A 26,045-nucleotide genomic window follows, 5' to 3' on the forward strand; every position below is an offset into this window, starting at 1 on the left:
TCGCCTTAGTCCCTGATAATTTGCTTGAGCAAATTTCTGGGATGTGTGAGGACAGAGCGAATTGTTATAAAATCATACCATAATGTTAATGATGAAACTTTGAAAGCATTATTGTTTTAACTTTATGTATTGATAAAACAGTTTTACAGATTGTCGGATAAGACCAAGCTTATTTCTTGTATGTTATAGAACAAGAAGATTTATTAGCTAGGATTAAATACAGGTATTGTTGCTGTTTAAATTTTAAATATGATGGAAAATAAAAACCTTGTTTACGTTTTAACTAGAATAACAATAGGAGTAAGTATGTTAGGTCATGGACTGGTGCGGTTGCCTAAAATCGCAAAATTCAGTGAAGGAATGGTAAAGAAATTTGCCGACTCTATGTTGCCTGATTTTCTTGTTTCTCCTTTTGGGTATGCACTTACCGTTGCAGAGTTTGTAATAGGGATTCTATTAGTACTAGGTTTATTTACTAAAAAAGCTTCAGTGGGTGGTATGGTGGTAATGATCTCTTTAATTTTTGGGAGCTGTCTGGTAGAAAACTGGGCAGTGATAAATTCGCAATTGATCCATGCAGCATTTTTTACTTTTCTTATTTGGTTTTTACATTTAAATAGTTGGTCTTTAGATAATTTGTTCAAGAAATAAACTAGTTAGATAACTTCAGTTTTCTTTACATAAAAAATGCCTCACTTCTCAGTAAGGCATTTTTTTGTTCTCGCTTTCGCGAAAGCGGAAATATATTCTAACTATGCTTTTTTATCTAAAACCCATTGTCCAGAATTGATTAAAGGTAGCGCAGCTTTGTACTTTGCTTCTTTAGTTTCTCCTGTCATCACGTTTTTGATAATCACCTTATCATTACGACCTATTTTAGGTTGGTCGCGAGTGATAGTTTCTGTTACTTGAGGACGTTGTTGCTGTTGACTAGCGCCAGCGCCTACGGCTCTAGCTTTTGCAGCCTGCTCGTCACTATTAAGAACTTCTTCTTTTTGCGTACTCGTCTTTTCTGCTTGTTTCTGTCTTGCCTCGCTTATTGCTGCGGCATCTCTAGATGGTAAATCACCTTTAAACATGAAACCTATTACGTCCTTATTCACTTTGTCAATCATTACTTTGAATAATTCAAAAGCTTCAAACTTATAGATAAGTAAAGGGTCTTTTTGCTCGTGAACAGCTAGTTGTACACTCTGCTTTAACTCGTCCATTTTACGTAGGTGTGTTTTCCACGCTTCGTCTATAATGGCTAGAGTAATGTTTTTCTCAAAGTCAGTTACTAAAGAACGTCCTTCAGAATCATATGCTTCTTGTAAATTAGTTGCAACATTAAGAGTTTTAATACCGTCTGTAAATGGAACAGCGATGCGCTCATAGTTGCGCTCGTCATTTTCCATTACGTTCTTGATAACAGGATATACCTCTGCGGCAGTGCGCTCCATTTTTTGCTTATAGTGTTCATAAGCAGCATAGTATATAATATCTGTTATCGTCTTATCATCTTTGGCAGCAAACTCTTCTTCTGTAATAGGGCTGCTCATTGAGAAATAACGGATTAATTCAAACTCAAAGTTTTTAAAGTCTTGAGCTTGTTTATTACCGTTAGTAATGTTCTCTGATATATCATAAATCATGTTTGCGATATCTACCGCAAGACGATCACCGAATAATGCATTGTGACGTCGCTTGTAAATTACTTCACGTTGCGCATTCATTACATCATCATACTCTAATAATCTTTTACGAACACCGAAAGCATTTTCTTCTACCTTAGATTGTGCACGTTCAATAGATTTAGAGATCATAGAATGCTGAATTACTTCACCTTCTTTCATTCCTAATCTATCCATAGTCTTTGCCATACGCTCAGAACCAAATAGTCTCATTAAGTTATCTTCTAGAGATACATAGAATTGAGAACTTCCTGGATCACCCTGACGACCAGCACGACCACGTAACTGTCTGTCTACACGACGAGAGTCATGACGCTCTGTACCTATAATGGCAAGACCACCAGCTGCTTTTACCTCGTCAGATAATTTAATATCTGTACCACGACCGGCCATGTTTGTTGCAATAGTTATCTGTCCTGGGTTACCAGCCTCTGCAACGATGTCTGCTTCACGTTTGTGCTGCTTTGCATTCAATACGTTATGATCTATTCCTGCTCTTTGTAGTGTTCTACTAAGAAGCTCTGAAATATCTACAGAAGTGGTACCTATAAGTACTGGACGTCCAGCTGCTTTAAGTTTAGTTACTTCTTCTATAACTGCACCGTACTTTTCACGTTTAGTTTTATAAACAAGATCTTGTCTGTCATCACGTGCGATAGGTCTGTTAGTAGGAATTTCTACTACATCTAGTTTATAGATTTCCCAGAATTCACCAGCTTCAGTTACCGCAGTACCAGTCATACCAGATAACTTTCTATACATACGGAAGTAATTCTGTAAGGTAATAGTGGCAAAGGTTTGAGTAGCATCTTGAATTTTTACATTTTCTTTTGCTTCAATAGCCTGGTGCAGTCCATCGCTATAACGACGTCCTTCCATAGCACGACCAGTTTGCTCATCTACAATTTTTATATCCTGACCTTGTACGATATACTCTGTATCTTTTTCAAAAAGAGTATAAGCCTTTAGTAATTGGTTAAGGGTGTGAATACGCTCTGACTTAACAGAGAATTCACGGAAAAGATCTTCTTTCTTCTCAGCTTCTTCCTCTGCAGATAGGCCTGCATTCTCGATACGGTTAATTTCCATACCTACTTCTGGCATGACGAAGAAGTCAGGCTGGTCTTCACCAGATAAGAATTCTATACCTTTATCGGTAAGTTCTACTTGGTTGTTTTTTTCATCTATAACAAAGTAAAGTGCCTCATCAACTTTAGGCATTTCACGGTTGTTATCTTGCATGTAGAAATTCTCTGTTTTTTGAAGTAACGTTTTGATACCTTCTTCACTTAAGAATTTAATTAATGCTTTGTTTTTAGGTAATCCACGGAATACACGTAGTAATTGTTTACCACCTTCTTTTGCATCGCCGTCTGCAATAAGCTTTTTAGCTTGTGCAAGAGTTTGTACCAGTTCTTTTCTCTGTACATTAACGATGTTATCTACAGGAGCTTTTAATACATCATATTCTTGACGGTCACCTTGTGGTACTGGTCCAGAAATAATTAATGGGGTACGAGCGTCGTCTATAAGAACAGAATCGGTCTCATCAATAATCGCATAGTTGTGCTTGCGTTGTACTAGATCTTTAGTCGCATGCGCCATGTTATCACGCAGGTAATCAAAACCGAACTCGTTGTTCGTACCATAAGTAATATCTGCAAGATATGCCTGACGTCTTTCTTCAGAATTAGGTTTGTGATAATCGATACAGTCTATAGTAAGACCATGGAATTCAAATAGAGGCCCTATCCATGCACCATCACGTTTTGCTAGGTAATCATTTACAGTAACTACGTGTACACCATTACCGGTAAGTGCATTAAGGTAAACAGGTAAGGTAGCAACAAGTGTTTTACCTTCTCCAGTTTGCATTTCGGCAATTTTACCACTATGTAAAGTTGCTCCACCTATTAATTGAACATCATAATGAATCATGTCCCATGTGATTGCTTTACCAGCCGCATCCCAAGAATTTTGCCATATAGCATGGTCGTTATCTAGGCTTACATAATCAACGGTACCAGATAATTCACGATCTCTAGCGGTAGCGGCAACTCTTAATTCAGAATTATGGAAGAAACGTTTTGCAGTTTCTTTAACTACAGCAAAAGCCTCTGGCATGATCTCATTAAGAACGGCTTCAGTTTGCTCATAAGCTACATCTTGTAATTGATCTATTTCATTATAGATTTCTTCACGTTTATCGATGTCTTCTTCGTTCTCTGCAGTTTCTTTAAGTGATGCTATTTTAGATAGCGTGTCAGCCTTTGCAGCAGCAATCTTTTCTTTAAATTCTACTGTTTTGTGTCTTAATTCATCAATGGTAAGTTGCTCTAGAAGAGGCTCAAATTTGAGAATTTTGTTTACAATAGGCTGTAATTCTTTTATATCTTTCTTAGACTTATCGCCTACGAATACTTTTAAAACGGAATCTAATAGTCCCATGGTTTTTATTTATTTGATTTATAACAGTTTAAAAAATACAAACTGCTCGTGCTAATATCTGAAATTAAAGCAAAAAAAAAGCCTCTTTTGGAGACTTTTTATCCGATACTCTGATCGTTAGTATTCGTCCTCATTCCAGAGGTAATCGTCGTCTGTAGGATAATCTGGCCAGATCTCTTGAATAGACTCATATAAGTCACCTTCATCTTCAATGGCTTGTAAATTTTCCACTACCTCTAAAGGTGCTCCAGTACGAATTGCATAATCTATCAATTCATCTTTCTCTGCAGGCCAAGGCGCATCACTTAAATAAGATGCCAGTTCTAGTGTCCAATACATATTTTTACTCGTTAAGTTTTTTGCAAAAATAAACTTCTCGTCGATTTATGCAAGTTATTTTTACTTTGATTTCAAGATTTACAAGAGCGTCTAAGCTTTTGAAAATCAAAATGTTTGCTGAAAATGCTCATCAGTTGCCCCACATTGTTATTTTCTTTTATACAGATGTTACTGTTATCGCGACTTACGAGCGCTAGTTACAGTTTCTGAATAAAATGAAAATCAGTATTTATTTGGGATCCATTTTATCTCTTCGGCTTGTAAATCTTTAGACAATTTACGTGCCAATACAAATAGGTAGTCAGATAGTCGGTTGAGATATCTTAAAACTTGTGGGTCTATAGGTGTGATCTCATTAAGTTCTGACGCTAAGCGTTCTGCCCTACGACAAACTGTTCTTGTAATATGACAATATGACACAGATGGATGGCCGCCAGGAAGGATGAAATGAGTCATAGGTGGTAATTCCTTGTCCATATCGTCCATTTCGGTTTCTAACATGTTTATTTCTTCATCACTAATTTTTGAGATGTTAAGTCGGTCTTTGCCGTTTTTAAGCGTTTCCTTTTCTGGAGGAGTAGCAAGAATAGCACCTAGTGTAAATAAATGGTGTTGAATGAGGTTGATGATTTTACTGGTATGTACTGATATTTCTTGATCTCTTATAAGTCCCATCCATGAATTGAGCTCATCTACAGTACCGTAACTATCTATTCTTAAATTATGTTTAGGTACTCGTGTACCACCGAATAGTGCTGTAGTACCTTTGTCTCCTGTCTTAGTATATATTTTCATTGCGTCGTTTATAAAATCTCTTCTTATAATCTCGTTTCTTGTTGGATCTTTTAAAAGCATTGTGACTAGCAGTGCCTAAAAAATACAACACGGCCATTCCACTAATGAATAAAAACGGAATCATAATTTAGGTTAAACATCAAAGATAGGGAAGTGGTATTCTAAAAGAAAGGTAAGTGGTAAACAAAAAAAAATCTCAAGATTGCTCTTGAGATTTATAATTACATAATCGTATTGTTAGTATTTTAAAGTGATATCTACTTCAAAATTATCATATATAAAATTATCTCCTAAACCAGAGAAGAAACTTTTAGAACCATATTTTACGTCGTATTTACTGCGATCGATCACTATTTGTGTTGTAGCAGTGTCTTCTGTAGTGGTAAGGTCAAAGGTGATGGGGTTTGTGATGCCTTTTACAGTTAAGTTAGCACTAACTTTATAAGGAGAGCTTGTGTTATCTACTTTGGTTATTTTTAAAGTAGCTGTTTCATGCGTTGCAGTGGAGAAGAAGTCATCACTTTTTAAGTGTCCTTCAAATTTAGCTTTAGTACCACCTGATAGGTCTGTAACTTCTATACTGCTCATATCTATAATAAATTCACCACCAGTAAGCTGCTTATTGTTAAACTCTAGTTGTCCAGATTTTAAGTCAATAGTACCACTATGGCTACCGGCAAATTTCTTACCTGTCCATACTGCTGTGCTGGTCTCAACGTTTACTGTTTTTACTTCTTTAGTGATTAAGCTAGTTCCTGCAACAACGGCAAGTATCATAGCTGATTTTAGGATAATGTTCATAGGTATTAAATTAATTGTTTATATGTTATTTGTTTATACAAGTATTAAGGTAAATGTTTTATATTTTTTCTAATTCATTAATTAAAGAGGTCATAGATTCTTCATTTAGACCTTTAGTTATTTCGGCTTCGGCATTGTTTACTTTATCATCTAGAATGGCTAGTACATCTAGTCCTTTCTTTGTGATAGTAAGTTCTATTTGTCTTCTATCATTAGGACATTGTATGCGATCTACATATTTTTTATCGACTAGTTTATCGATAACTCTTGTTGTATTTGAATTTGCGTGAATCATATCTTTACTCACGTCTTGTAAACTAGCAGCATTCCCTTTGCGACCTCTCAGGATGCGCAATACGTTAAACTGTTGTAAAGTGATGCCTTGTTCCTTAACTGTAGAACTTATGGTCTCAGTGACTTTGGCTCCTTTCTTTATGATGGTAGTTATTAGCTTTCGCGAAAGCGGAACAGAAGAATCATCTATAATCATATTTGTTATTTACTATTGTATTAGTTGTTGGTACAAATGTATTTAAGAATAATTGATTTAAGTATATGAAAATGTTAAAGTTGATTTTACAAAAATGTTAAGAAATATTGCGTAATTTGATTATGACATTTACTCAATAATAAAGATGTTTACTGCGTTATAATTAAAACTAAACTACTATGAAGAAATTTTTAATGATTTGCTTATTACTTATCGGGACGATAGGTGTGGCACAAACAGATGACGGTTTTGGTATCAAAGCTGGATTAAACTATGGATCTACTGGAGATTTAAAAGAAAATGGAAGTACTATAATCGATAACCCAGATGAAAAGTTGGGATATCATATAGGTGTATTCGGTAAGCTAGATTTAGGGCCTATTTATTTAAGACCAGAAATACAATATACAAAATTGAGTAATGAATATAATGGAGTAACATTTGACTTACAGAAACTAGATGCTCCTATTTTAGTAGGGTTTAATGTTATAGGTCCACTACATGTATTTGCAGGTCCATCTTTACAGTATGTAGTTGATACAGATTTAGAAGACGTAGAACTAAGTGATGTGTCAGAAGATTTTACTGTAGGAGCCCAATTTGGTGTAGGAGTAAATCTAGGTAATCTAGGTATAGACGTGCGATATGAACGTGGTTTTAATGACAACGAGGTTTCTTTTATAAATAATAATGTATCTATAGGAGGGCCGGTAACAATAGACACTAGACCAGAGCAAATTATTGTAGCGTTAAGTCTTAAATTGTAATTCATACATTTATAAGAGTCTGTCCCAGGATGGACTCTTATAAATTATTGATTTCTTTAGATATGTTATCTCTAGCCATAGATTCATAAGTATTATAAAACTCGTCGGTTTTAAAAATGCGATCTTGTTCTAAAAAATGCTGCATCGCTTTTTTACGTGCAGGGTTATAAATGAATTTAGGGTGTATGCTGTATTCCTTTCTTACGTTTTCAGTATATAATTGATAAACGTTTTTTTTATGGCCTAATATGGCAAGGTCTATATCTATAAGTAGATTAGTGTCAGGATCTATTAAGCTGGTTGCATGATTCTTAGTGGCATTAATTTGATTTTTACAGAGCTCTACATGTTTAAAATCAGTTTTAGCAAGGTGCTTTTCAAGAATCAACGCACTTTGATACTCATTATCTTTTTTGGTAGATTTATAAATAGCATCATGGTAGAAAATACTTAAGATTAATGCATCACGGTTTAAAGGAAGAATACTCGATTGAGCTAATTCCTTGAACATGAATGTTAAGTGATCTATATTGTGGTAAAACCTAGAGCTAGAGTTGTATTGATTTATGATATAACTATAGAAATCATTAACGTAATCTATATCATTTGTATAGTTATTTAATGTGCTATAAAATAAATCTCTCAACTTGATTTTACTTAAACTCTATCTTATCTATAAGAAGTTCAAAAGTTTCTTCCTCACCATTACCTATGAAAAACGTTAATTCATCTATCATGGTGTGATGAAAGTTTTCCATATTTAACTGACGGCCTCTATAGGATGGTATCATCTCATCTACTTCTAGTTCTACAGTTTCCCATTCTCCAGTTGTAGGGAATGTGATAATATAAGAATGGTAGTCAGATTCTGTTTCTTTAAAACGTAACTGGTAATTTTTACCATCACCTTTGATTCTTAAGACAGCAATCGATGTGTCTCCTAATTTAGTGTCAGGACAATCGTATTTTACCGATGCAAAACCACCATCATTTTTAAGATTAACCTTACCACTGAAAACAGCATGACCTTCTTCATTAAGTTCAAAAGAACTTTTTGAAGTACCTCCCATTACCGTATCGTTTAAGACACTCCAGTTTTCTAAATCGCTTTTAGAATCAAAATCAAATAATACATTGTTGACCATCATAGGCGGAAAGATAAGGTATAGATTGCTTTACAGTTTCTTATTTTAAGCTCTTTTTTATCCATTATTAGCTCTTTAGGTCTTGCTATCGGTAAGATTAAAGATTTTAAATGATTCAAAAGTAAATGTGTAGAAACACATTAAGTATACAAATATCTAAATTTGAATTGATTAGACCTTTATAGTTGTTATAACTTTATGAGATCAACTTATATATGCGTTTTTTCCTATAGATTATGTAACTTATAATTATTTCTTTTTTACCCTAGTCAGATCGAGCATGTTCACGGCATTACTCTCTAAGTTTTCTACATTCTTTGATATAAAACGTACACTTTGATCGTAATATAAGGGTACAATAGGCGCATTTTTAATAATTATACTATCCATTTTAATGTATAACTGTTTTCTAGTAGAAGCGCTTGCGGTAGATAACGCTTCTTTATATAAGGAGTCAAAAGTTTTATTTTTAAAATGGGTATAATTAGGACCGTTAGGAGCAAAATTACCAGAGTAAAAAAGCGATAAATAATTTTCGGCATCAGGGTAATCTGCAATCCAGCTGCTTCTAAAAATGTCTAATTGCCCAGCTTTTCTAGCTTCTCTTAATGTAGATGGTGTCATTACATCTACGGCAGTGTTGATACCTATTTTTTGTAATTCTTTTTGAATAAACTCACATAAATCTAGATAATTAGCACCTGTGCTTATAGTTATAGAAGGAGACTGGTTACCAGATGCTGCTATGTATTCTTGCACTAGATTTCTAGCTTGCGTAGGGTTATAGGAGTAGCCTTTTACTATGCCACCACCAGGTATTCCTTTAGGTATAAAACCATGCACTGCTGGTGTACCTATGTTATTACGCAGGTATTTGATCATTTTTTTTCTGTCAAATCCCATATTAATTGCTCGGCGCAATTGCTGACTTTGTAATTCAGTAGTTTTAGAATCTATCTTTAAGCCTAAGTATTCGGTATTTAAAAAAGGAGCTTTTTTTAAATTTACGGTAGGAATGTATTTTTCTTTTAAATCACCACTAGTAGTTAACAATTCATCTTTGTAACTAGGGTCTATGGCATTTATAAAATCTAAGTTGCCTTGAGCAAATTCTAGAAATTCACTTTGCTTATCTGTTTTAAAAGTAATCGCAACGGCTTCTAAATAGGGTAGGGCATTACCGTCTATGTCTTTTTCATGATAATTGTTATTTCTACGCAATACCATCTTTACATTTTCTTGCCACTTTTTTAGATAAAAAGGTCCTGTGCCTATAGGTTGCTCTCTTAAATTAGAGCTTCCGTCTGGTACGACACTGCAATACTTCATGGTAAGCAAGCCTAAAAAAGCAGGGAATGGTTGCTTTAATTTAATTTCTAATTGCAATGGATCTAAAACATTGATTTCTGTGACATTTTTCAAAACAAAGGCACCATTAGAAGCTAGCGCTGGGTCTGTTAGTCGTTCTAGAGAATATTTAAAGTCTGTTGCTGTTACGGTTCTCGCTTTCGCGAAAGCGTCATTAAAATAAATACCTTCTTTAATATAGAATTTATAAGAAGTACCAGTACTATCAATTTCCCAGTGGCTAGCAAGATCGGGCACCACTTCTAGCTGATTATCTAGTTTTACTAAGCCATTATAAAGCAGGTTGCAAACCCATATATTACGTTGGTCCTTTGCAAAAGCTGGGTCTAGACTAGTCACATTTGCATGCTCATTATATCTAAATACGGTAGATGTATCTATCTTTTGTTCTTGATTCTGACAAGAAATCAAAGTAAAAAGGGAAAGTAAAACGAGCACATATCTATTCATAAGGTAAAGATATTAGATGCCTTATTTAAAAAATGAAAATAGTCGGTTTATTTAATAATATTCTATAATCAATGTGGAGAACTTATAGATGCGATAAGACTAGGCAGATTAATTTCTTCTATATCATCGACTTCTATAGATGATTCTTTTTTATGGTAAGGTGGATGGGTAAGGATTTGCCAGGTTCCATTATGGTATTCTAATGAAGTAAGGTTTTCTATCCAGTCACCGCTATTTAAATACAGTACTTTTCCTTTGTCATTATAAACCATTCTTTTTTGTGGTTGATGGATATGCCCACATATTACCGTATCATATCCATTTTCTATCGCAAGATCTGTAGCTGTCTTTTCAAAATTTGAAATAAATTTTACAGCACCTTTTACAGAGTTTTTGATCTTTTTAGATAATGAATATCTCTCTTTACCTAGCCGCAATAAAAACCAATTTATAAGCTGATTGAAAACTATTAGAAAATCATAACCATAACCGCCTAGTTTTGCTAGCCATTTACTGTGCTGTATACTGGCGTCAAATACATCTCCATGAAAAACCCAAGTTTTCTTACCGTCTAGATCTAGAATTACCTTATCCACTAGTGTAATATTACCGATTATGGTAGGAGAAAATTTGCGTAACATCTCATCATGATTACCAGTGATGTAGGTGATTTTAGTCCCTTTGCTGGCTAGTTTAATAATGTTCTTAATGACTTTAAGGTGTTCTTTAGGGAAATAATTTTTTCTAAACTGCCATATGTCTATAATATCTCCATTGAGAATTAAATGTGCTGGTTGTATGGATTTGAGATACTGATTAAGCTCTAACGCATGACAGCCATAAGTACCCAGATGTGAGTCAGAAATTACTACGAGTTCTACGGGACGTTTTTTTACAAAATCGGTTTATTCAAAATAAGCAGTTTTTTATTCCATTGGTTTTATCCCTATGTTATCATGTCATTAATTTAAAACTAAACTGTTGATACTATTGTTGGTATCCTCTTTTTACAATTGAGTAAGGAAATAATACAGTTGGGTTAATGCAATTATTCTCAACTAGAAAAGTGCTGCATATTTGTCCTGTCTAACAAATTAAAATACTTACTTATGAAAACTCTTTTTACTACTATTATCGTTTTATTATTCTCTTTGGCTCTAAGTGCACAAGAGACTTTTACTTTAAAAGTTACTGTCGATAATGCAAAGAATGATCAAGGTACTATGGTTTACAGTCTAAGTACAGAAAACCAATTCATGAAAGCTGCCCCATTACAATCTGCAACCGTAGAAATTAAAGACGGTGTTGCTGTTGCGATATTTGAAAATATTCCAGCAGGAGAATATGCGGTTATGGTATTACATGATAAAAACGGTAATAATCAAATGGATTTTACAGATCAAGGAATGCCTAAGGAGGCTTATGGTATGAGTAATAACCCTATGAGTTACGGCCCACCTTCTTGGGATGATGCAAAAATTACTATAGAAAGTGATAAAGAAATTGCAGTGCGATTATAATATGCTTACACCTGACCCATCTATCTTTATTAAAGGACATTGGGTCAGGATTATTATTTGTTGTTAATTAATTTAAAACATAATGGTATCGCATTAGTTTGAGAATTAACTTCGTAACATGGTTATACTTATTACAGGAGCAACTGGTCTAGTGGGCTCAAAAATATCAGAAGATTTATTGTCTCAAGGACATACGGTTCATTATTTAACTACCAGAAAGAGCGCCATAAAAAGCAGCGATAATCATAAAGGCTTTTTATGGAATGTAAAAGAGATGACTATAGATGCAAAGTGTATAGATGGTGTAGATGCTATCGTGCATCTAGCAGGTGAGACTGTTTTTCAAAAATGGACAGACGCAGCAAAAAAACGCATACTCAACAGTCGTATAGACAGTACTAACTTGCTTTTAAATTTACTTAAAGAGAATGAACATCAAGTAAAGCATGTGGTTACAGCTAGCGCTATAGGTATTTATCCAGATGATCAAGACGGTAAAGCATTGAGAGAAGATGAGATACCACCTACGGCAACAAATTTCTTAGCAGATGTTTGTATCGCATGGGAAAAAATAGGAACTCAATTTAAAGAACTAGGCCTCACTCATGCCATTGTGCGCATAGGAATAGTACTTTCTGGCAAAGGTGGTGCGTTAGAGCAAATGTCTAAACCGGTTAAGTTTTATGCAGGATCAGGATTTGGGAACGGTAAAATGTGGCAAAGTTGGGTCGCTATAGACGATTTATCTGGTATTTTCATCCACATACTTAATCACGAGTTAGAAGGTGTATATAACGGTGTTGCTCCACATCCTGTAAGAAATAGACCTATGATGAATAGGATAGGAAAAGTGATGGGTAAACCAGTGTTTCTCCCTAACGTACCAGAATTTATAATGAAAGTAATGCTAGGTGAAATGTCTTCTATAGTTCTCGCTAGTCAGCATGCTAGTAGTTCAAGAATAGAAGAAAAAGGCTATTCTTTTAAATACCCAGAATTAGAAGCAGCTTTAAGGAGTTATTTAAAGTAAAGCAATAGCTTAACTATTAAATTGATCCCATTCCTTTTGCTTATTCTTTCTATTAGTTCTAACCATAAAAAATATTACTAGACCGAATAGTAATAAGAATATAGCAACACAAGCAAAGCCACCTAAAATTTCACCTATTTCATAAGCGGTAGTAGAAGAGTCGTCATCTTCATCACCAAAAATTAAATCAAAAGTGCCACACGCTGTATATTGATTTTTTAAAGCAAAATTTGGTTGTATCACTATACTATTAAAAAAATCTTCATCCACAGATCTGTCCTTAGTTTTTAAAGGTTGTGTAACGCCTATCTGATAAAGAGTTTCTTTAATCTGGACTAATCGATAAGAATTCTGGATCATCTCTTCTCCGTCTTCATCCATTTCGTTATAGATATAATAAGCTTGGTACACGTCGTTCTCTACAACACGTTTATCTTTGACCACTTTGATTTCCTCATCTTTGGTCCAGTCATTTAAGGTGTTATCATAATAACTCTTTAACTCACGCCTGTTAGATAGACATATTCTCTCATCTATTCTAGCACGATGTACCATATAAACCACGTCATTCTCTCCATAACCGAACCAGTAGTGAGACTCAATTCCATCTTCACTCTCGGTAGTTTCAAAAAAATCAGACGGTAATTTTATAGTGAGAACAGAGTCTATCTCTACCTGCTCATAATCATATAACGTGTTGATTAAATCAGGATCCATAAACTCTACTTCTTGTGCAGTAGTAGTGATAAAGAAAAATATAGAAAGCGTGGAGAGTAAAAAGTTTTTCATGGAAAAAGTTGAGAGAGTAAAAATACCATCTTACCCATAAATAAAAAAGCCTTGCAATCTTAGATTGCAAGGCTTTTAAAATTAAGACTTTAAAAGAATAATTACTTAGTAGCAACTATGTTTAAAGTTAATGTAATATCATCAGATATTGCTTTGTTAGCAACTATATCAGTAAAGTTACTAGAGCCATACTGGATACCCCAGTCTGTTCTATCTATCGTAAAGTCTTCACTAGTAAGCATCATTTTATCACCATCATACTTTACAGTAACGTCAAAAGCGATTTTCTTAGTAACATCCTTAAGAGTAAGGTTTCCTTCTAGAGTCGTATTGTTATCAGTCACTTTAAGACCTGTTACTACAAATTTTGCAGTAGGGTATTTAGGAGTATTAAAAAAGTCAGTTTCCTTTCCTTCTACAGTACCTTCTAAGTGTGCTTTTAAATTACCGGCAGCATCACCTTCTAGGTCAGTCACCTCGATAGAAGTCATGTCTATAGTAAATTCACCACTCTCAACAACATCACCATTTACTTTAACCATACCGCTAGCAAGAGAAATGTTACCAGTATGATCTTCAGTAGGCTTAGAACCTATCCATGCGATGTTAGAAGCTTCAGTATCTACATTAAAAGTAACAGCCTCTACAGTTGCAACAGCAGCTTCTTCACTATCCATTGCTTCTACTTCGTTCTTACTTTCTTTACAAGCTACGGTAAAAGCAACAACTAGAGCCATACCTGCGATTTTCAATAAATTACGTTTCATTATTCTTATGTTTAATTGAATCACAAAACTAAATGTATAGACAAATAACATCGTTAAATCTATATTAATTATTCTCGGTGACATTTTGACACACAAATTTAAATGGCAACACTTTTGCCTTATCGCGTCTAGGTAGGTGAAAATTATTGTGGCTATCTCGCTTTCGCGAAAGCGTAACCCTTAAAAACACCTCGATAAAAAAGTGTTGAATTTATTTAAAATATATCGTCAGAAGATGGCAAAGAATAAAAACGAAAAAGACTTGAAAGATCAGGAAGCACCTGAGGTTGTGGAGCAAGAAGTAACTGAAGAGGTACAAGACGAGCGCAGCGATGTAGAAATTCTAGAAGATCAATTACAAGTAGAAAAAGAAAAATACCTACGTCTGTTTGCAGAGTTTGAGAACTTTAAAAGACGTACCGCAAAGGAGCGTATAGAATTATTTAAAACCGCAGGAGAAGGTGTCTTAAAAGACATGCTGCCAGTTTTAGACGATTTTGACAGAGCAATGGTAGAGATCAATAAATCTGAAGACGAGCAACTGACAAGTGGTGTAAAGTTAATTGCAAACAAATTAACTAATACCTTAAATAATAAAGGTCTAGAAGAATTTGACGTGAGAGCAGGAGATACCTTTAATGCAGACGTACACGAGGCAATTACTCAAATACCAGCACCTAGTGATGATATGAAAGGTAAAATAGTAGACGTGATTGAAAAAGGATATAAACTAGGAGACAAAATTATACGTTTTCCTAAAGTAGTTATAGGACAATAATTATGGCAGATTTCTACGACATATTAGATATTCAAAGAGGTGCAACAGCGGCAGAGATAAAGAAAGCTTATAGAAAAAAAGCAATTCAATACCACCCTGATAAAAACCCTGGAGATGACGCAGCAGAGGAGAACTTTAAAAAAGCTGCAGAGGCTTATGAAACTTTAAGTGATCCACAAAAAAAATCTCGTTATGACCAGTTAGGTCACCAGGCATATACTTCTGGAGGCGCAGGCGGTTTCGGCGGCGGTGGCGGTGCTGGAGGTTTTGACATGGACGATATTTTCAGTCAGTTCGGTGATATTTTCGGCGGCGGTGGCGGCGGCGGTTTTGGTGGTTTCGGCGGCGGTGGTCGTGGAGGCCAGCGCAGAGTAAAAGGAAAAGATTTACGTATACGTGTCTCTCTTACACTAGAAGAAGCTGCAAACGGTGTCGATAAAAAAGTTAAAGTAAAACGTAAAAAACAAGCTCCTGGAGTTTCTTATAAAACATGTACTACCTGTAATGGTAGCGGTCAGGTTACTAGAATTCAAAACACTATACTAGGTCGCATGCAAACTGCTGCGCCATGTAATACATGTGGTGGTGCAGGGCAAATCTTAAATAACAAACCAGCTGGAGCAGATGCTCAAGGAATGATAGCTACTGAAGAAACAGTAACTATTCAAATTCCTGCAGGTGTAGAGTCGGACATGCGTCTTAAAGTTTCTGGAAAAGGAAATGACGCACCAGGAAATGGAGTTAGTGGAGATTTACTTGTTGATATAGAAGTTAAACCACATGCAGAGTTACAGCGTGAGGGGAACAATCTTCATTATGATCTATATGTAAGTGTACCTGAAGCTGTTTTGGGAACTTCTAAAGAAATCCAGACAGTAACAGGAAAAGTACGCATACCGGTAGAAGCAGGAATACAGAGTGGTAAGATTTTAAGATTACGTGGTAAAGGAATGCCTAATCTTAATGGGTATGCTACCGGAGATTTGTTAGTACATGTAAATGTATGGACGCCTCGTAATTTAACTAAAGAGCAAAAAGAATTTTTTGAAAGCATGATGACAGATTCAAATTTTGATCCAGCTCCTGAAAAAGGAGATAAATCTTTCTTTGAAAAAGTGAAAGACATGTTTTCTTAAAGAAAACTTAATGAATTAGAAAAAATAGTATATATTTATGCCAACGAATGGTCAACCAACCATTTGTTATTTTTCTTTTTCATAGCAATTTTTCCCACCTCCCTATTTTTAGGGAGGTGGGTTTTTTTATGACCTTTTGTAATTAATAGGGTTTTAAATTATAGAATCTACATATTTACATGATCTACATATTTTTTTTAACTGGCATTCCTATTAATTTATTCTAAATCTTTAGCAATACCGTAGCGTTCTTGTTAATTTAGCGCAATTAATAGATAGATGGTAAACGCATTAGAAGCAATACATATAAAAAAGGTATATGGGGATTATACAGCATTAAATGATGTATCTATCTCAGTACCCAAAGGAAGTGTTTATGGTTTGTTAGGACCTAATGGTGCTGGTAAAACCTCACTTATAAGAATCATAAATCAAATTACAATGCCAGACGAAGGGAAGATCCTTCTTAATGGCGAGCAATTAAAACCTAATCATATAGAAGATATAGGGTACATGCCAGAAGAGCGTGGGCTTTATAAATCTATGAAGGTAGGTGAGCAGTGCATTTATCTAGCCAGGCTTAAAGGTCTGTCAAGAGCAGAGGCAAAAGATAGACTGACATACTGGTTTGACAGATTAGGTATAGAAGGCTGGTGGAATAAAAAACTAGAAGAACTTTCTAAAGGAATGGCGCAAAAGGTACAATTTATTGTTACTGTCATGCACGAGCCTAGTTTATTGATTTTTGATGAGCCATTTTCTGGTTTTGACCCAGTAAATGCAAATCTTATTAAAGACGAAATTTTAAAATTAAGAGATGATGGAGCAACTATCATTTTTTCTACTCACCGTATGGAAAGTGTAGAAGAAATGTGTGACCATATAGCACTTATTAATAAATCTAACCTTGTTTTACAAGGCAAGCTAAGCGATGTTAAACAGCGCTATAGAGATCGCAAATATGCGGTGTCTTTAATTTGTCAAAATAATGACGTTGCTTTTCAACAAATACCGGTAGAATTTAATGCGCAACCTATAGTTTTATCTGGATTAGATAATACGCTAGATGTTCAAATTCAAATACCTACTCATATAGATGTACCTAGTGCATTAAATCGATTAACACAATTAGGAGAATTAACCCATTTTAGTGAGGTAATTCCTAGCGTTAATGATATCTTCATTCAAACTGTACAGCAACATGGATAAATTGTGGCTTATTATTAAAAGAGAATACCTTAATAAAGTAAGAAATAGAACGTTTATTATCATGACTTTTGTAAGTCCGTTAATATTTGTGGGTGTTGCTTTATTGATAGGCTGGTTAACAAGTATAAATTCTGATACGAGTAGAAAAATTGCCATCTTAGATCAAACAGAAGATAATTATATTTCATTATTTGAATCAAATAACCGCAACGAGTACATTAAACTTAATGGTATTTCTAAAGAAGCTGCGATAACTGCAAGTAAAGAAGCAGATTACTATGGTTTGATATTAATAGAAGCGCAAAAAGGACAATTAGCTGACCTAAGTTTCTACTCGGACGACTCTCCATCTCAAGGTTTTTTAGAATCTATTGAAGATAAAATTAATAAAGAGGCTACCGCTAATAATCTGAAAGATGCTGGTATTGATATTAATGTGATCAATAGTCGTAAAGTAACTAAGGAGATTCAAGTACAAAATTTTACAGGAGAAAAGACCAGTAAAATGTCTGGCTGGATTAAAATAGCTGCAGGTGGTATCGCTGGTTATTTGTTAATGATGTTCATTATCATCTATGGTAATATGGTGATGCGATCTGTAATAGAAGAAAAAACAAATCGTATTATTGAGATTATAGTAAGTAGTGTAAAACCTATCTATCTTATGATAGGTAAAATAACAGGAACTTCTTTAGCTGGTATCACCCAATTTATAATTTGGGTAATAGTCGGTTTTATATTAATGATAGTTGCGACCACCTTTTTTGGAGTAGACGCATTTTCTACACCTGCAAATGCAGACGTGCTTGCACAAGCACAAGATCCTAATAAGTTTCAGTTAATTGCAAATGACATTGTTCAACTGCCTATTCTCAAAATATTGATTTGTTTCTTTATCTACTTTATGGGAGGTTACTTTTTATATGCATCTATTTATACAGCGATAGGTGCCGCTGTAGATAATGAAACAGATACACAGCAGTTTATGTTGCCGGTAATTTTACCATTAATGTTAGCAATTTATGTAGGTTTCTTTTCAGTCATGGATAATCCTCATGGTACTGTGGCAGTAATATTTTCATACATTCCATTAACCTCACCTATAGTGATGTTAATGAGAATACCTTTTGGCGAGATCGCGTGGTGGGAAATAGCATTAAGTATGTTGTTGTTATACATAAGTATAATAGGTGTAGCGATGCTAGCTGCAAAAATTTATAGAATAGGAATTTTAATGTACGGTAAAAAGACAAATTGGAAAGAGCTGTATAAATGGCTGCGATACTAATTATGAGTTTGAATTGGGATAAGATACAGGAGTTTCTCACTTATGAGATTATATCATCAGGTAAGAATGGAGGTTTTCATTTAAATACCTGGATGCTTATTCTTGCTGTATTAGCCATTTTAGTAACCACACTAATATTGAGAGGTATTAGAAAAGTAGTTACACGCAAGATGGATATTCCAGATAAACTTAAATTTGAGAGTGCCTTTAAATTCTTTAATTACATTGTTTATATAATTGTAATTATATCAGTCTTGCATTCTAGTGGTGTAAACCTGACAGGGCTTTTAACAGCTAGTGCCGCCTTATTTGTAGGTTTAGGTTTTGCACTGCAAGATCTGTTTAAAGATATAATTGCTGGGGTAACTATTTTAACAGATAGGTCTGTTCTAGTAAATGACGTTATTGAAATTAATAACAAAGTTGGTCGTGTCTTTGAGGTAAAATTAAGGAGTACGAGAATAATTACTCGTGACGATAAAATATTGATTATACCTAATCATCTTTTTATGTCAGAAATAGTTTATAATTATACTCAAAACCATCCTAAAACCAGAGAGCAAGTAAATGTGGGTGTTGCTTATGGTAGTGATACCAGATTAATAGAAAAATTACTTATAGAATGTGTCAGTAATCAAAAAGGAGTGCTGCAAAGTCCCGAGCCATTTGTCATGTTCAATGAATTTGGCGACAGTTCATTAAATTTTGCGGTTTATTTTTTTGTAAAAGATGCTTTTACAGAGCCTCGTATTAAGAGTGCTATACGATTTGATATAGATAAAGCGTTCAGAGCAAACAACGTGAGTATTCCTTTCCCACAAAGAGATATTCATATTATAAATAAATCTTCAATAAATGAAGAATCTAACAATAGGAAAAATGACTAGATTAAATAAGATTATTAGAACTAGTTGTATAGTATTTTGTGTTTTCGCTTTCGCGAAAGCGTACTCACAAGGAACAGATCTTTTTAGAGCAGAGTACACATACTTTCCTCAGAGTAATTCTGATAACAGTTTTAGAAGATTCAGGACTTTTGTAAATGTACCACTCAAAGTAGGAGAGGCCAGTTATCTCGTTCCTTACCTAGAATACCGAAACGTAGAATATTTAGTTAAAGATAATTTTAGAGCCACAGATTTTGGTTCTGATAGATACGAGAGTTTTCAAGTGGCGCTGGGCTATACATTTCCTATGAAAAATAACTGGCGTTTTGGATCTAGAACCGGTGTTCTAGTAGCATCAAATTTTGATGAGGGAAAAGCACGTAGCGACGACTACTTTTTTGTAGGTAGTGTTTATTTTATTAAAAACGAGAAGAAAAGAGAAGATGGCGGTAAACCATGGCAACTAGTAGTAGGAGTGCAGTATTCGACCACAGCAGGTAGGCCTTTCCCATTACCGTATCTTAATTACTATAGAGAACTTAATGAAAGCTGGAGTTTTACATTAGGTGCTCCTAAAATGAATCTTAAATATAGATTCAATGAAAAAAATGATGTGCAATTATATGCGCGTCTAGATGGTTTTTATGCAAATATTCAAAACGACCAGCCTACCACAAGAGGTGTTGCAGAAGATGTTTCAATGACCGTTGCAATGTTCGGGCCTGGTTATCAGCATAATTTTACTAAGCATATTTCGGCTTATATTTATGCAGGTTATACATTTATCAATGACATAAGATTAAGAGATGATAATGGTGATGATGTGGTAACACTTAATGATACTAATACGTTTTATTCTAGAATAGGAATAAAGTTTAAAATATAATAATGGCAAATATTCTCCTTATAGAAGATGAAGGCGCGATACGTCGCGTTTTAAGTAAAATATTATCTGAAGAAAGTAAAGATTACAATGTAGTAGAGGCAGTAGATGGTCTAGAAGGTATAGAGTTGATAAAGGATAACGATTATGATCTTGTTCTTTGTGACATAAAAATGCCTAAAATGGATGGTGTAGAGGTTCTAGAGGCTGTTAAGAAAATAAAGCCAGAAATCCCTATCGTCATGATCTCAGGACATGGAGATCTAGATACGGCAGTAAATACGATGCGTTTAGGAGCTTTTGATTACATTTCAAAGCCGCCAGATTTAAATAGGCTTTTAAACACGGTACGTAATGCCTTAGATAATAAAAAGCTAGTTGTAGAGAATAAACGTCTCAAGAAAAAAGTTAGTAAAAACTATGAGATGATAGGAGATAGCGAGTTAATCGTTATTATCAAAAATATCATTGAAAAAGTAGCGCCTACAGATGCAAGAGTTTTAATCACTGGAGAAAACGGAACAGGTAAGGAACTTGTTGCCCACTGGTTACATGAAAAAAGCGACCGTTCAAAAGGTCCTTTTATAGAGGTAAATTGTGCTGCTATACCTAGCGAGTTAATAGAAAGCGAGTTATTCGGTCATGTAAAGGGTAGTTTTACTGGTGCAAATAAAGACCGAGCAGGAAAATTTGAAGCAGCAAATGGTGGTACTATTTTTCTAGATGAAATAGGAGACATGAGTGCCAAAGCGCAAGCCAAAGTATTACGGGCTTTGCAAGAAAATAAAATACAACGTGTAGGTAGTGATAAGGATATAAAGGTAGATGTAAGAATTCTTGCAGCGACTAACAAAGACCTTAAACAAGAGATAGAGGATAAAAAATTTAGAGAAGATTTATATCATAGACTAGCAGTAATATTAATTAATGTACCTGCTCTTAATGATAGACGTGATGATATACCGTTGCTCATTAATCATTTTGCAGCAAAAATTGCCAAAGAGCAGGGGAATGCAGCAAAGAAATTTGAGAACAAAGCGTTTAAATTATTACAAGAATACGATTGGACAGGTAATATACGAGAGTTGCGCAACGTTGTAGAACGACTCATTATATTAGGTGGTGAAGAAATAAGCGAGTCCGACGTAAAACTTTTTGCAAGTAAATAATATGTATAAAATCTATTCAGAAGAATTCAAGGCATCTACAAAGTTGCAGCTTAAAGAACATTCTACGTTACCTAAGGAGGTGCTTTCAAAAAAAGAAGCAAAAAAGGAACTAGAAAAAGTAAGAAGAGAACTTGCAGATTTTCAAGCAAGACTCTATGCACATGATAAACATGCGGTACTGGTGTGTTTTCAAGGTATGGATACCTCTGGTAAAGACAGTCTGGTAAGAGAGGTGTTTAAAGATTTTAATGTAAGAGGTGTTGTACAACACAGTTTTAAAGTCCCTACAGATTTAGAATTATCTCACGGTTATCTGTGGAGACACTATATAGCGCTACCTTCTAAGGGGCATTTTGGGATTTTTAATAGAACTCATTATGAAAATGTCTTAGTTACTCGTGTACATCCAGAATATCTCATGGCAGAGAATTTACCTGATTTTAATGGTCCAGAAGATGCTACAGAAGACTTTTGGCAAATGCGTTACAATCAGATCAATAATTTTGAAAAGGAACTAACTCAAAACGGGACCTTTATCTTTAAGTTTTTCCTTAATTTAAGTGAAGAAGAACAAAAAAGACGATTGTTAAGAAGATTGAGAACACCAGAAAAGAATTGGAAATTCTCAAAAGACGACCTTAAAGAACGTAAACTGTGGGATAAATATATGTACTGTTATGAACAGGCTATTAGACACACGCATACAGACGTTGCTCCATGGCACATTATCCCTGCAGACGATAAACCTATGGCTAGATTATTGGTCGCAAAAATACTGGTGGATGCTCTTTCTCAAAAAGAGTACATTCAGCCACCTCAAATAGATGATGAGGTTTCAGGAAATATTAAAAAATACATTGAAGAGCTAGAAAATGAATAAACTACATACTATTGGATTCTTTATTTTGTTGTGTTCCGCTTTCGCGAAAGCGCAACTAGTACAAACATCTCAAGCAGATTCATTAATGCTTAAGAGTATTTATGACTATAGCCTTACAGAGTCCAAAAGTTATGAGTGGTTAGATTATCTTTCTAATAATATAGGAGGAAGATTATCTGGTTCTATACAAGCTCAAAGAGCTGTAGAGTATACAGAAAAGGAAATAGCAAAATTTGCTTCTCGCACAGAATTACAATCTGTAATGGTGCCTAAATGGACACGAGGTACTCCAGAATTTGCATACATACAATTAAATGATTTTTCAACTATTAATGTTAATGTGTGTGCATTAGGTGGTTCTATTCCCACTAGAGAGGCTGGTATAAAGGCTGGAGTGGTAGAGGTTACTTCTTTAGAGCAATTAGCCCAAATAGGGAGAAAAGAAATAGAAGGTAAAATAGTGTTCTATAACAGACCTATGGATCCTACAAAAATTCAAACTTTTGAGGCATACGGTGGCTGTGTAGATCAACGATACAGTGGTGCGGAAGAAGCTGGTAAATACGGTGCTGTAGGTGTCATAGTTAGATCAATGAATTTGAGACTGGACGATTACCCACATACAGGTTCAATGAGTTATGGAGACCTAGATGTAGAGAATTATATTCCGGCTGCAGCAATAAGTACAAACGACGCTGAAAAGTTGCATACTTACTTGTCTCTAGATAAGAATCTTCAGTTTTTCTTAAAACAAGACTGCACAGTTTGGGGTGATGTAGAAAGTTATAACGTAATAGGAGAGATTAAGGGAACTAAGTACCCTAATGAAGTAATTATAGTAGGTGGTCATTTAGATTCTTGGGACTTAGGTGATGGTAGTCATGATGACGGTGCTGGTGTAGTGCAATCTATGCAGGTTTTAGAAACATTGAAAAAATTAGATTACCAGCCCTTGAGAACAATAAGAGTCGTGTTATTCATGAATGAAGAAAATGGATTAAAAGGAGCTCGTGAATATGCAAAACAAGCAAAGGCAAAAAGCGAAAATCATATTTTTGCTTTAGAAAGTGATGCAGGTGGTTTTTCGCCTAGAGGTTTTAGCTTTGATGCGACAGAGGATCAAATGAAGGTTGTTCATTCATGGAAAAAGCTTTTCAAACCTTACCTAATTCATTACTTTGAAAAAGGAGGTAGTGGTGCAGATGTAGGTCCACTAAAAGATAGTGGTACAGTACTGGCTGGTCTACGCCCTGATTCCCAAAGATATTTTGATTTTCATCACGCTGCAAATGATACTTTTGATGCGGTTAATAAAAGAGAATTAGAATTAGGGGCGGCTACAATGACTAGCTTAATTTATCTTTTTGACCAGTATGGAGTGGTTGATAATAGCATGGATTAGATGGTTGTATAGATCTTGAATCTCATTACTTTTGCGCCTCTTTACAATTCAAGATGGCATTAAAAGATTATACAAGAGAGTTTTCTACAAATTTAAAAATAGCTGTACCTATTATGGTAGGGCAAATAGCGCATTTATTAGTAGCCCTAGCAGATAATGTTATGGTAGGTAAGTTAGGTAAGGCACAACTTGCGGCTGTATCTTTAGGAAATACATTAATTTTCATAGCGCTTTCCATAGGTATCGGTTTTTCATTTGCGATAACCCCACTTGTTTCAGAAGCAGATGCTAAAAAGGATATAGGTAGAATAGGCTCAATTTTTAAGCAAGGTTTTATATTATGTACGATAATAGGTGTGCTATTGACTTTTGTGGTTCTTTTTTGTGAACCTATTTTGTCTATGTTAGATCAACCTAAAGAAGTTGTGGAATTGGCTATCCCTTATATGAGATGGGTTGCATTGTCTTTGATTCCGTTAATGATGTTTCAGGCTATCAAGCAATTTATTGATGGCTTATCAAAAACGGTCTACTCCATGACAGCTTCTATAATAGCTAATCTGATAAATGTATTTTTGAATTTTTTGTTTATATACGGAGAGTTCGGTTTTCCAAGATTAGAGGTAGAAGGTGCAGGGATTGGAACGTTTATCTCTAGAATAGTAATGGTGTTGATAGTTCTAGCTTTCTTGTTAACTAAAAAGGAATTGAAACAATATCTCGTTTTCGTAAAGGTCAAATCTACAGGTATTACTACAAAATTGTTGAACCTAGGTTTTCCTACTGCTCTGCAAATGTTTTTTGAAGTAGGCTTGTTTACAGCTGCGATTATTTTATCTGGATTGCTTGGGACTAGTAGTCAGGCTGCAAATCAAATAGCATTGAATCTATCAGCATTAACTTTTATGGTTGGAGTAGGATTAGGTGTGACGGCTACTATTAGAGTCGGTAATCAAAAAGGATTGAATCAATTTGACGAGTTGAAAAGGATTGTCAAGTCTATATTTTTGTTGACCCTTATTGTTGAACTGTTTTTTGCATTGTGCTTCATTTTATTCAGAAATCAACTTCCGTATTTATATATCGATGACTGGGAGGTTGTGCAACTAGCAGCGGGAGCTCTTTTAATAGCTGCCTTCTTTCAGCTTAGTGATGGTTTTCAAGTCGTAATGTTAGGTGCACTAAGAGGGCTACAAGATGTCTGGATTCCTAGTCTTATATGTTTCGTGTCTTATTGGGTGATTGGTTTACCTATATCATATGTACTAAGTAAGTATATTGATTTAGGCTTGCAGGGGATTTGGATAGGATTATTAACAGGTTTAACTCTTTCATTTGGATTAATGTATTACAGATATAAATATTTGTTGGCTTCTCCTCGAGATGAAGATAATGTCATTTTATAAGGGTTTTCTAACTGAGGTAATGTTTCTTTAATTTTAATATATTGTAAAACATTGTTAAGTAAAGAATTAATTAATTGCTTTATTTTTATTTCGATTTTATTAATAAAAAGTTAGGAATTTAAACAAAAGGGGTTGTATATTTGCAGCCGCTTAGGAAAACAGCTAAATGTTTAACGAGGCAAATGTTCTTCAGATAGGTTAAAAGATCAGTTAGTGAGTCGTGAAGATTTGCAGTAAGATTTTAACTAAGGTATTTGAAGGAGTTCATTGAGATATTGACAGCACAAAAAAAAGATTTATTGTTTTAATAACAGTAGGTTAAAAAAATAAGATAGACACAAAGCTAATTGAGTGGTTTCGATAAAGTCATATAATTAAATGATCTTTAAAAGATTCGACGATGAAGAGTTTGATCCTGGCTCAGGATGAACGCTAGCGGCAGGCCTAACACATGCAAGTCGAGGGGCAGCATTTCTAGCTTGCTAGAAGATGGCGACCGGCGCACGGGTGCGTAACGCGTATACAATCTACCTATTACTGAGGGATAGCCCGAAGAAATTTGGATTAAGACCTCATAGTATTATTAAGCTGCATGGTTTGATAATTAAAGGTTACGGTAATAGAT

General features: G+C 34.7%; 25 protein-coding genes and 1 rRNA gene. 15 read left to right on the forward strand and 11 right to left on the reverse strand.

Annotated features, from left to right (window positions below; translation table 11 throughout):
- The first annotated feature begins 249 nt into the window (after nucleotides 1-249).
- Entirely contained in the window at nucleotides 250-651 is a 402-nt protein-coding gene (locus LY01_RS14690) for a DoxX family protein (protein ID WP_245890764.1), read from the forward strand.
- Nucleotides 652-752: 101 nt separating this feature from the next.
- Here LY01_RS14690 and secA read toward each other — a convergent pair whose 3' ends face one another.
- The 5 genes from secA to LY01_RS14715 form a co-directional block, all read right to left on the reverse strand.
- Nucleotides 753-4,121 (reverse strand): preprotein translocase subunit SecA, encoded by a 3,369-nt coding sequence (gene secA, locus LY01_RS14695; protein WP_104516767.1) that lies wholly within the window; start codon nucleotides 4,119-4,121, stop codon nucleotides 753-755.
- A gap of 117 nt (nucleotides 4,122-4,238) precedes the next feature.
- A complete protein-coding gene (locus LY01_RS14700) occupies nucleotides 4,239-4,460 on the reverse strand; it encodes a DUF2795 domain-containing protein (protein ID WP_015360681.1) in 222 nt (73 codons plus the stop codon).
- 222 nt (nucleotides 4,461-4,682) lie between these two features.
- Complete coding sequence (locus LY01_RS14705; protein ID WP_104516787.1) at nucleotides 4,683-5,255, reverse strand: cob(I)yrinic acid a,c-diamide adenosyltransferase; 573 nt, start codon at nucleotides 5,253-5,255, stop codon at nucleotides 4,683-4,685.
- A gap of 237 nt (nucleotides 5,256-5,492) precedes the next feature.
- Nucleotides 5,493-6,056 (reverse strand): YceI family protein, encoded by a 564-nt coding sequence (locus LY01_RS14710; RefSeq protein ID WP_104516768.1) that lies wholly within the window; start codon nucleotides 6,054-6,056, stop codon nucleotides 5,493-5,495.
- A gap of 58 nt (nucleotides 6,057-6,114) precedes the next feature.
- Nucleotides 6,115-6,546, reverse strand: a complete 432-nt coding sequence (locus LY01_RS14715; RefSeq protein ID WP_104516769.1) for a MarR family winged helix-turn-helix transcriptional regulator — start codon at nucleotides 6,544-6,546, stop codon at nucleotides 6,115-6,117.
- 179 nt (nucleotides 6,547-6,725) lie between these two features.
- On the opposite strand from LY01_RS14715, the gene LY01_RS14720 reads away from it, so the two are divergent.
- The gene (locus LY01_RS14720) at nucleotides 6,726-7,313 is read left to right on the forward strand and encodes a porin family protein (protein WP_104516770.1); all 588 of its coding nucleotides are present in this window, start codon (nucleotides 6,726-6,728) and stop codon (nucleotides 7,311-7,313) included.
- A gap of 37 nt (nucleotides 7,314-7,350) precedes the next feature.
- Here the strand turns inward: LY01_RS14720 and LY01_RS14725 are convergent, their stop codons facing one another.
- The 4 genes from LY01_RS14725 to LY01_RS14740 form a co-directional block, all read right to left on the reverse strand.
- A complete protein-coding gene (locus tag LY01_RS14725; RefSeq protein WP_146080452.1) occupies nucleotides 7,351-7,959 on the reverse strand; it encodes an HD domain-containing protein in 609 nt (202 codons plus the stop codon).
- 7 nt (nucleotides 7,960-7,966) lie between these two features.
- A complete protein-coding gene (locus LY01_RS14730; RefSeq protein ID WP_104516772.1) occupies nucleotides 7,967-8,461 on the reverse strand; it encodes a CIA30 family protein in 495 nt (164 codons plus the stop codon).
- Between the two features lie 246 nt (nucleotides 8,462-8,707).
- Nucleotides 8,708-10,276: an ABC transporter substrate-binding protein gene (locus tag LY01_RS14735; RefSeq protein ID WP_104516773.1), complete on the reverse strand. Its 1,569-nt coding sequence runs from the start codon at nucleotides 10,274-10,276 to the stop codon at nucleotides 8,708-8,710.
- Between the two features lie 68 nt (nucleotides 10,277-10,344).
- Nucleotides 10,345-11,142: a UDP-2,3-diacylglucosamine diphosphatase gene (locus LY01_RS14740; RefSeq protein ID WP_104516774.1), complete on the reverse strand. Its 798-nt coding sequence runs from the start codon at nucleotides 11,140-11,142 to the stop codon at nucleotides 10,345-10,347.
- 243 nt (nucleotides 11,143-11,385) lie between these two features.
- On the opposite strand from LY01_RS14740, the gene LY01_RS14745 reads away from it, so the two are divergent.
- Both LY01_RS14745 and LY01_RS14750 read left to right on the forward strand, forming a co-directional pair.
- Nucleotides 11,386-11,796: a DUF2141 domain-containing protein gene (locus LY01_RS14745; RefSeq protein ID WP_104516775.1), complete on the forward strand. Its 411-nt coding sequence runs from the start codon at nucleotides 11,386-11,388 to the stop codon at nucleotides 11,794-11,796.
- Between the two features lie 118 nt (nucleotides 11,797-11,914).
- Nucleotides 11,915-12,826 (forward strand): TIGR01777 family oxidoreductase, encoded by a 912-nt coding sequence (locus LY01_RS14750; RefSeq protein ID WP_104516776.1) that lies wholly within the window; start codon nucleotides 11,915-11,917, stop codon nucleotides 12,824-12,826.
- Nucleotides 12,827-12,835: 9 nt separating this feature from the next.
- On the opposite strand, the gene LY01_RS14755 is transcribed toward LY01_RS14750, so the two are convergent.
- Together LY01_RS14755 and LY01_RS14760 are read right to left on the reverse strand one after the other, a co-directional pair.
- Nucleotides 12,836-13,615, reverse strand: coding sequence for a hypothetical protein (locus LY01_RS14755; protein WP_104516777.1), 780 nt, complete (start codon nucleotides 13,613-13,615; stop codon nucleotides 12,836-12,838).
- Nucleotides 13,616-13,716: 101 nt separating this feature from the next.
- Nucleotides 13,717-14,382, reverse strand: a complete 666-nt coding sequence (locus LY01_RS14760) for a YceI family protein (RefSeq protein ID WP_104516778.1) — start codon at nucleotides 14,380-14,382, stop codon at nucleotides 13,717-13,719.
- 235 nt (nucleotides 14,383-14,617) lie between these two features.
- Between LY01_RS14760 and LY01_RS14765 the strand changes: the two genes are divergently transcribed.
- From LY01_RS14765 to LY01_RS14815, 11 genes are all read left to right on the forward strand, one after another.
- A complete protein-coding gene (locus tag LY01_RS14765) occupies nucleotides 14,618-15,160 on the forward strand; it encodes a nucleotide exchange factor GrpE (RefSeq protein ID WP_104516779.1) in 543 nt (180 codons plus the stop codon).
- Complete coding sequence (gene dnaJ / locus LY01_RS14770) at nucleotides 15,160-16,296, forward strand: molecular chaperone DnaJ (RefSeq protein WP_170034670.1); 1,137 nt, start codon at nucleotides 15,160-15,162, stop codon at nucleotides 16,294-16,296. The genes LY01_RS14765 and dnaJ overlap by 1 nt, the downstream gene beginning before the upstream one ends.
- Nucleotides 16,297-16,575: 279 nt before the next feature.
- On the forward strand, nucleotides 16,576-17,505 hold the full coding sequence (locus LY01_RS14775; protein ID WP_104516781.1) for an ABC transporter ATP-binding protein: 930 nt from the start codon (nucleotides 16,576-16,578) through the stop codon (nucleotides 17,503-17,505).
- The gene (locus tag LY01_RS14780; RefSeq protein WP_104516782.1) at nucleotides 17,498-18,793 is read left to right on the forward strand and encodes an ABC transporter permease; all 1,296 of its coding nucleotides are present in this window, start codon (nucleotides 17,498-17,500) and stop codon (nucleotides 18,791-18,793) included. The genes LY01_RS14775 and LY01_RS14780 overlap by 8 nt, the downstream gene beginning before the upstream one ends.
- Nucleotides 18,778-19,680, forward strand: a complete 903-nt coding sequence (locus LY01_RS14785; RefSeq protein ID WP_245890766.1) for a mechanosensitive ion channel family protein — start codon at nucleotides 18,778-18,780, stop codon at nucleotides 19,678-19,680. Before LY01_RS14780 ends, LY01_RS14785 begins: the two co-directional genes overlap by 16 nt.
- A complete protein-coding gene (locus LY01_RS14790; protein WP_245890768.1) occupies nucleotides 19,649-20,566 on the forward strand; it encodes a DUF6268 family outer membrane beta-barrel protein in 918 nt (305 codons plus the stop codon). The genes LY01_RS14785 and LY01_RS14790 overlap by 32 nt, the downstream gene beginning before the upstream one ends.
- 2 nt (nucleotides 20,567-20,568) lie before the next feature.
- On the forward strand, nucleotides 20,569-21,732 hold the full coding sequence (locus tag LY01_RS14795) for a sigma-54-dependent transcriptional regulator (RefSeq protein WP_104516783.1): 1,164 nt from the start codon (nucleotides 20,569-20,571) through the stop codon (nucleotides 21,730-21,732).
- A 1-nt stretch (nucleotide 21,733) separates the two neighbouring features.
- Nucleotides 21,734-22,612: a PPK2 family polyphosphate kinase gene (locus LY01_RS14800; RefSeq protein WP_104516784.1), complete on the forward strand. Its 879-nt coding sequence runs from the start codon at nucleotides 21,734-21,736 to the stop codon at nucleotides 22,610-22,612.
- A complete protein-coding gene (locus tag LY01_RS14805; protein WP_104516785.1) occupies nucleotides 22,605-24,014 on the forward strand; it encodes a M20/M25/M40 family metallo-hydrolase in 1,410 nt (469 codons plus the stop codon). The genes LY01_RS14800 and LY01_RS14805 overlap by 8 nt, the downstream gene beginning before the upstream one ends.
- A gap of 53 nt (nucleotides 24,015-24,067) precedes the next feature.
- Nucleotides 24,068-25,420, forward strand: coding sequence for an MATE family efflux transporter (locus LY01_RS14810; RefSeq protein ID WP_104516786.1), 1,353 nt, complete (start codon nucleotides 24,068-24,070; stop codon nucleotides 25,418-25,420).
- Nucleotides 25,421-25,817: 397 nt separating this feature from the next.
- Nucleotides 25,818-26,045, forward strand: a 16S ribosomal RNA gene (locus tag LY01_RS14815); the annotation flags it as partial.

The sequence above is a fragment of the Nonlabens xylanidelens genome, from assembly GCF_002934445.1.
Classification (GTDB): domain Bacteria; phylum Bacteroidota; class Bacteroidia; order Flavobacteriales; family Flavobacteriaceae; genus Nonlabens; species Nonlabens xylanidelens.

Coding starts and splice junctions, on each gene's coding strand:
- LY01_RS14735 (WP_104516773.1), bottom strand. CDS start 10,276: ATGAATAGATATGTGCTCGTTTTACTTTCCCTTTTTACTTTGATTTCT.
- LY01_RS14785 (WP_245890766.1), top strand. CDS start 18,778: ATGGCTGCGATACTAATTATGAGTTTGAATTGGGATAAGATACAGGAG.
- LY01_RS14805 (WP_104516785.1), top strand. CDS start 22,605: ATGAATAAACTACATACTATTGGATTCTTTATTTTGTTGTGTTCCGCT.
- LY01_RS14745 (WP_104516775.1), top strand. CDS start 11,386: ATGAAAACTCTTTTTACTACTATTATCGTTTTATTATTCTCTTTGGCT.
- LY01_RS14750 (WP_104516776.1), top strand. CDS start 11,915: ATGGTTATACTTATTACAGGAGCAACTGGTCTAGTGGGCTCAAAAATA.
- LY01_RS14755 (WP_104516777.1), bottom strand. CDS start 13,615: ATGAAAAACTTTTTACTCTCCACGCTTTCTATATTTTTCTTTATCACT.
- LY01_RS14790 (WP_245890768.1), top strand. CDS start 19,649: ATGAAGAATCTAACAATAGGAAAAATGACTAGATTAAATAAGATTATT.
- LY01_RS14810 (WP_104516786.1), top strand. CDS start 24,068: ATGGCATTAAAAGATTATACAAGAGAGTTTTCTACAAATTTAAAAATA.
- LY01_RS14775 (WP_104516781.1), top strand. CDS start 16,576: ATGGTAAACGCATTAGAAGCAATACATATAAAAAAGGTATATGGGGAT.
- LY01_RS14715 (WP_104516769.1), bottom strand. CDS start 6,546: ATGATTATAGATGATTCTTCTGTTCCGCTTTCGCGAAAGCTAATAACT.
- LY01_RS14710 (WP_104516768.1), bottom strand. CDS start 6,056: ATGAACATTATCCTAAAATCAGCTATGATACTTGCCGTTGTTGCAGGA.
- LY01_RS14720 (WP_104516770.1), top strand. CDS start 6,726: ATGAAGAAATTTTTAATGATTTGCTTATTACTTATCGGGACGATAGGT.
- LY01_RS14760 (WP_104516778.1), bottom strand. CDS start 14,382: ATGAAACGTAATTTATTGAAAATCGCAGGTATGGCTCTAGTTGTTGCT.
- secA (WP_104516767.1), bottom strand. CDS start 4,121: ATGGGACTATTAGATTCCGTTTTAAAAGTATTCGTAGGCGATAAGTCT.
- LY01_RS14780 (WP_104516782.1), top strand. CDS start 17,498: ATGGATAAATTGTGGCTTATTATTAAAAGAGAATACCTTAATAAAGTA.
- LY01_RS14795 (WP_104516783.1), top strand. CDS start 20,569: ATGGCAAATATTCTCCTTATAGAAGATGAAGGCGCGATACGTCGCGTT.
- LY01_RS14700 (WP_015360681.1), bottom strand. CDS start 4,460: ATGTATTGGACACTAGAACTGGCATCTTATTTAAGTGATGCGCCTTGG.
- LY01_RS14730 (WP_104516772.1), bottom strand. CDS start 8,461: ATGATGGTCAACAATGTATTATTTGATTTTGATTCTAAAAGCGATTTA.
- LY01_RS14705 (WP_104516787.1), bottom strand. CDS start 5,255: ATGAAAATATATACTAAGACAGGAGACAAAGGTACTACAGCACTATTC.
- LY01_RS14765 (WP_104516779.1), top strand. CDS start 14,618: ATGGCAAAGAATAAAAACGAAAAAGACTTGAAAGATCAGGAAGCACCT.
- LY01_RS14690 (WP_245890764.1), top strand. CDS start 250: ATGATGGAAAATAAAAACCTTGTTTACGTTTTAACTAGAATAACAATA.
- LY01_RS14800 (WP_104516784.1), top strand. CDS start 21,734: ATGTATAAAATCTATTCAGAAGAATTCAAGGCATCTACAAAGTTGCAG.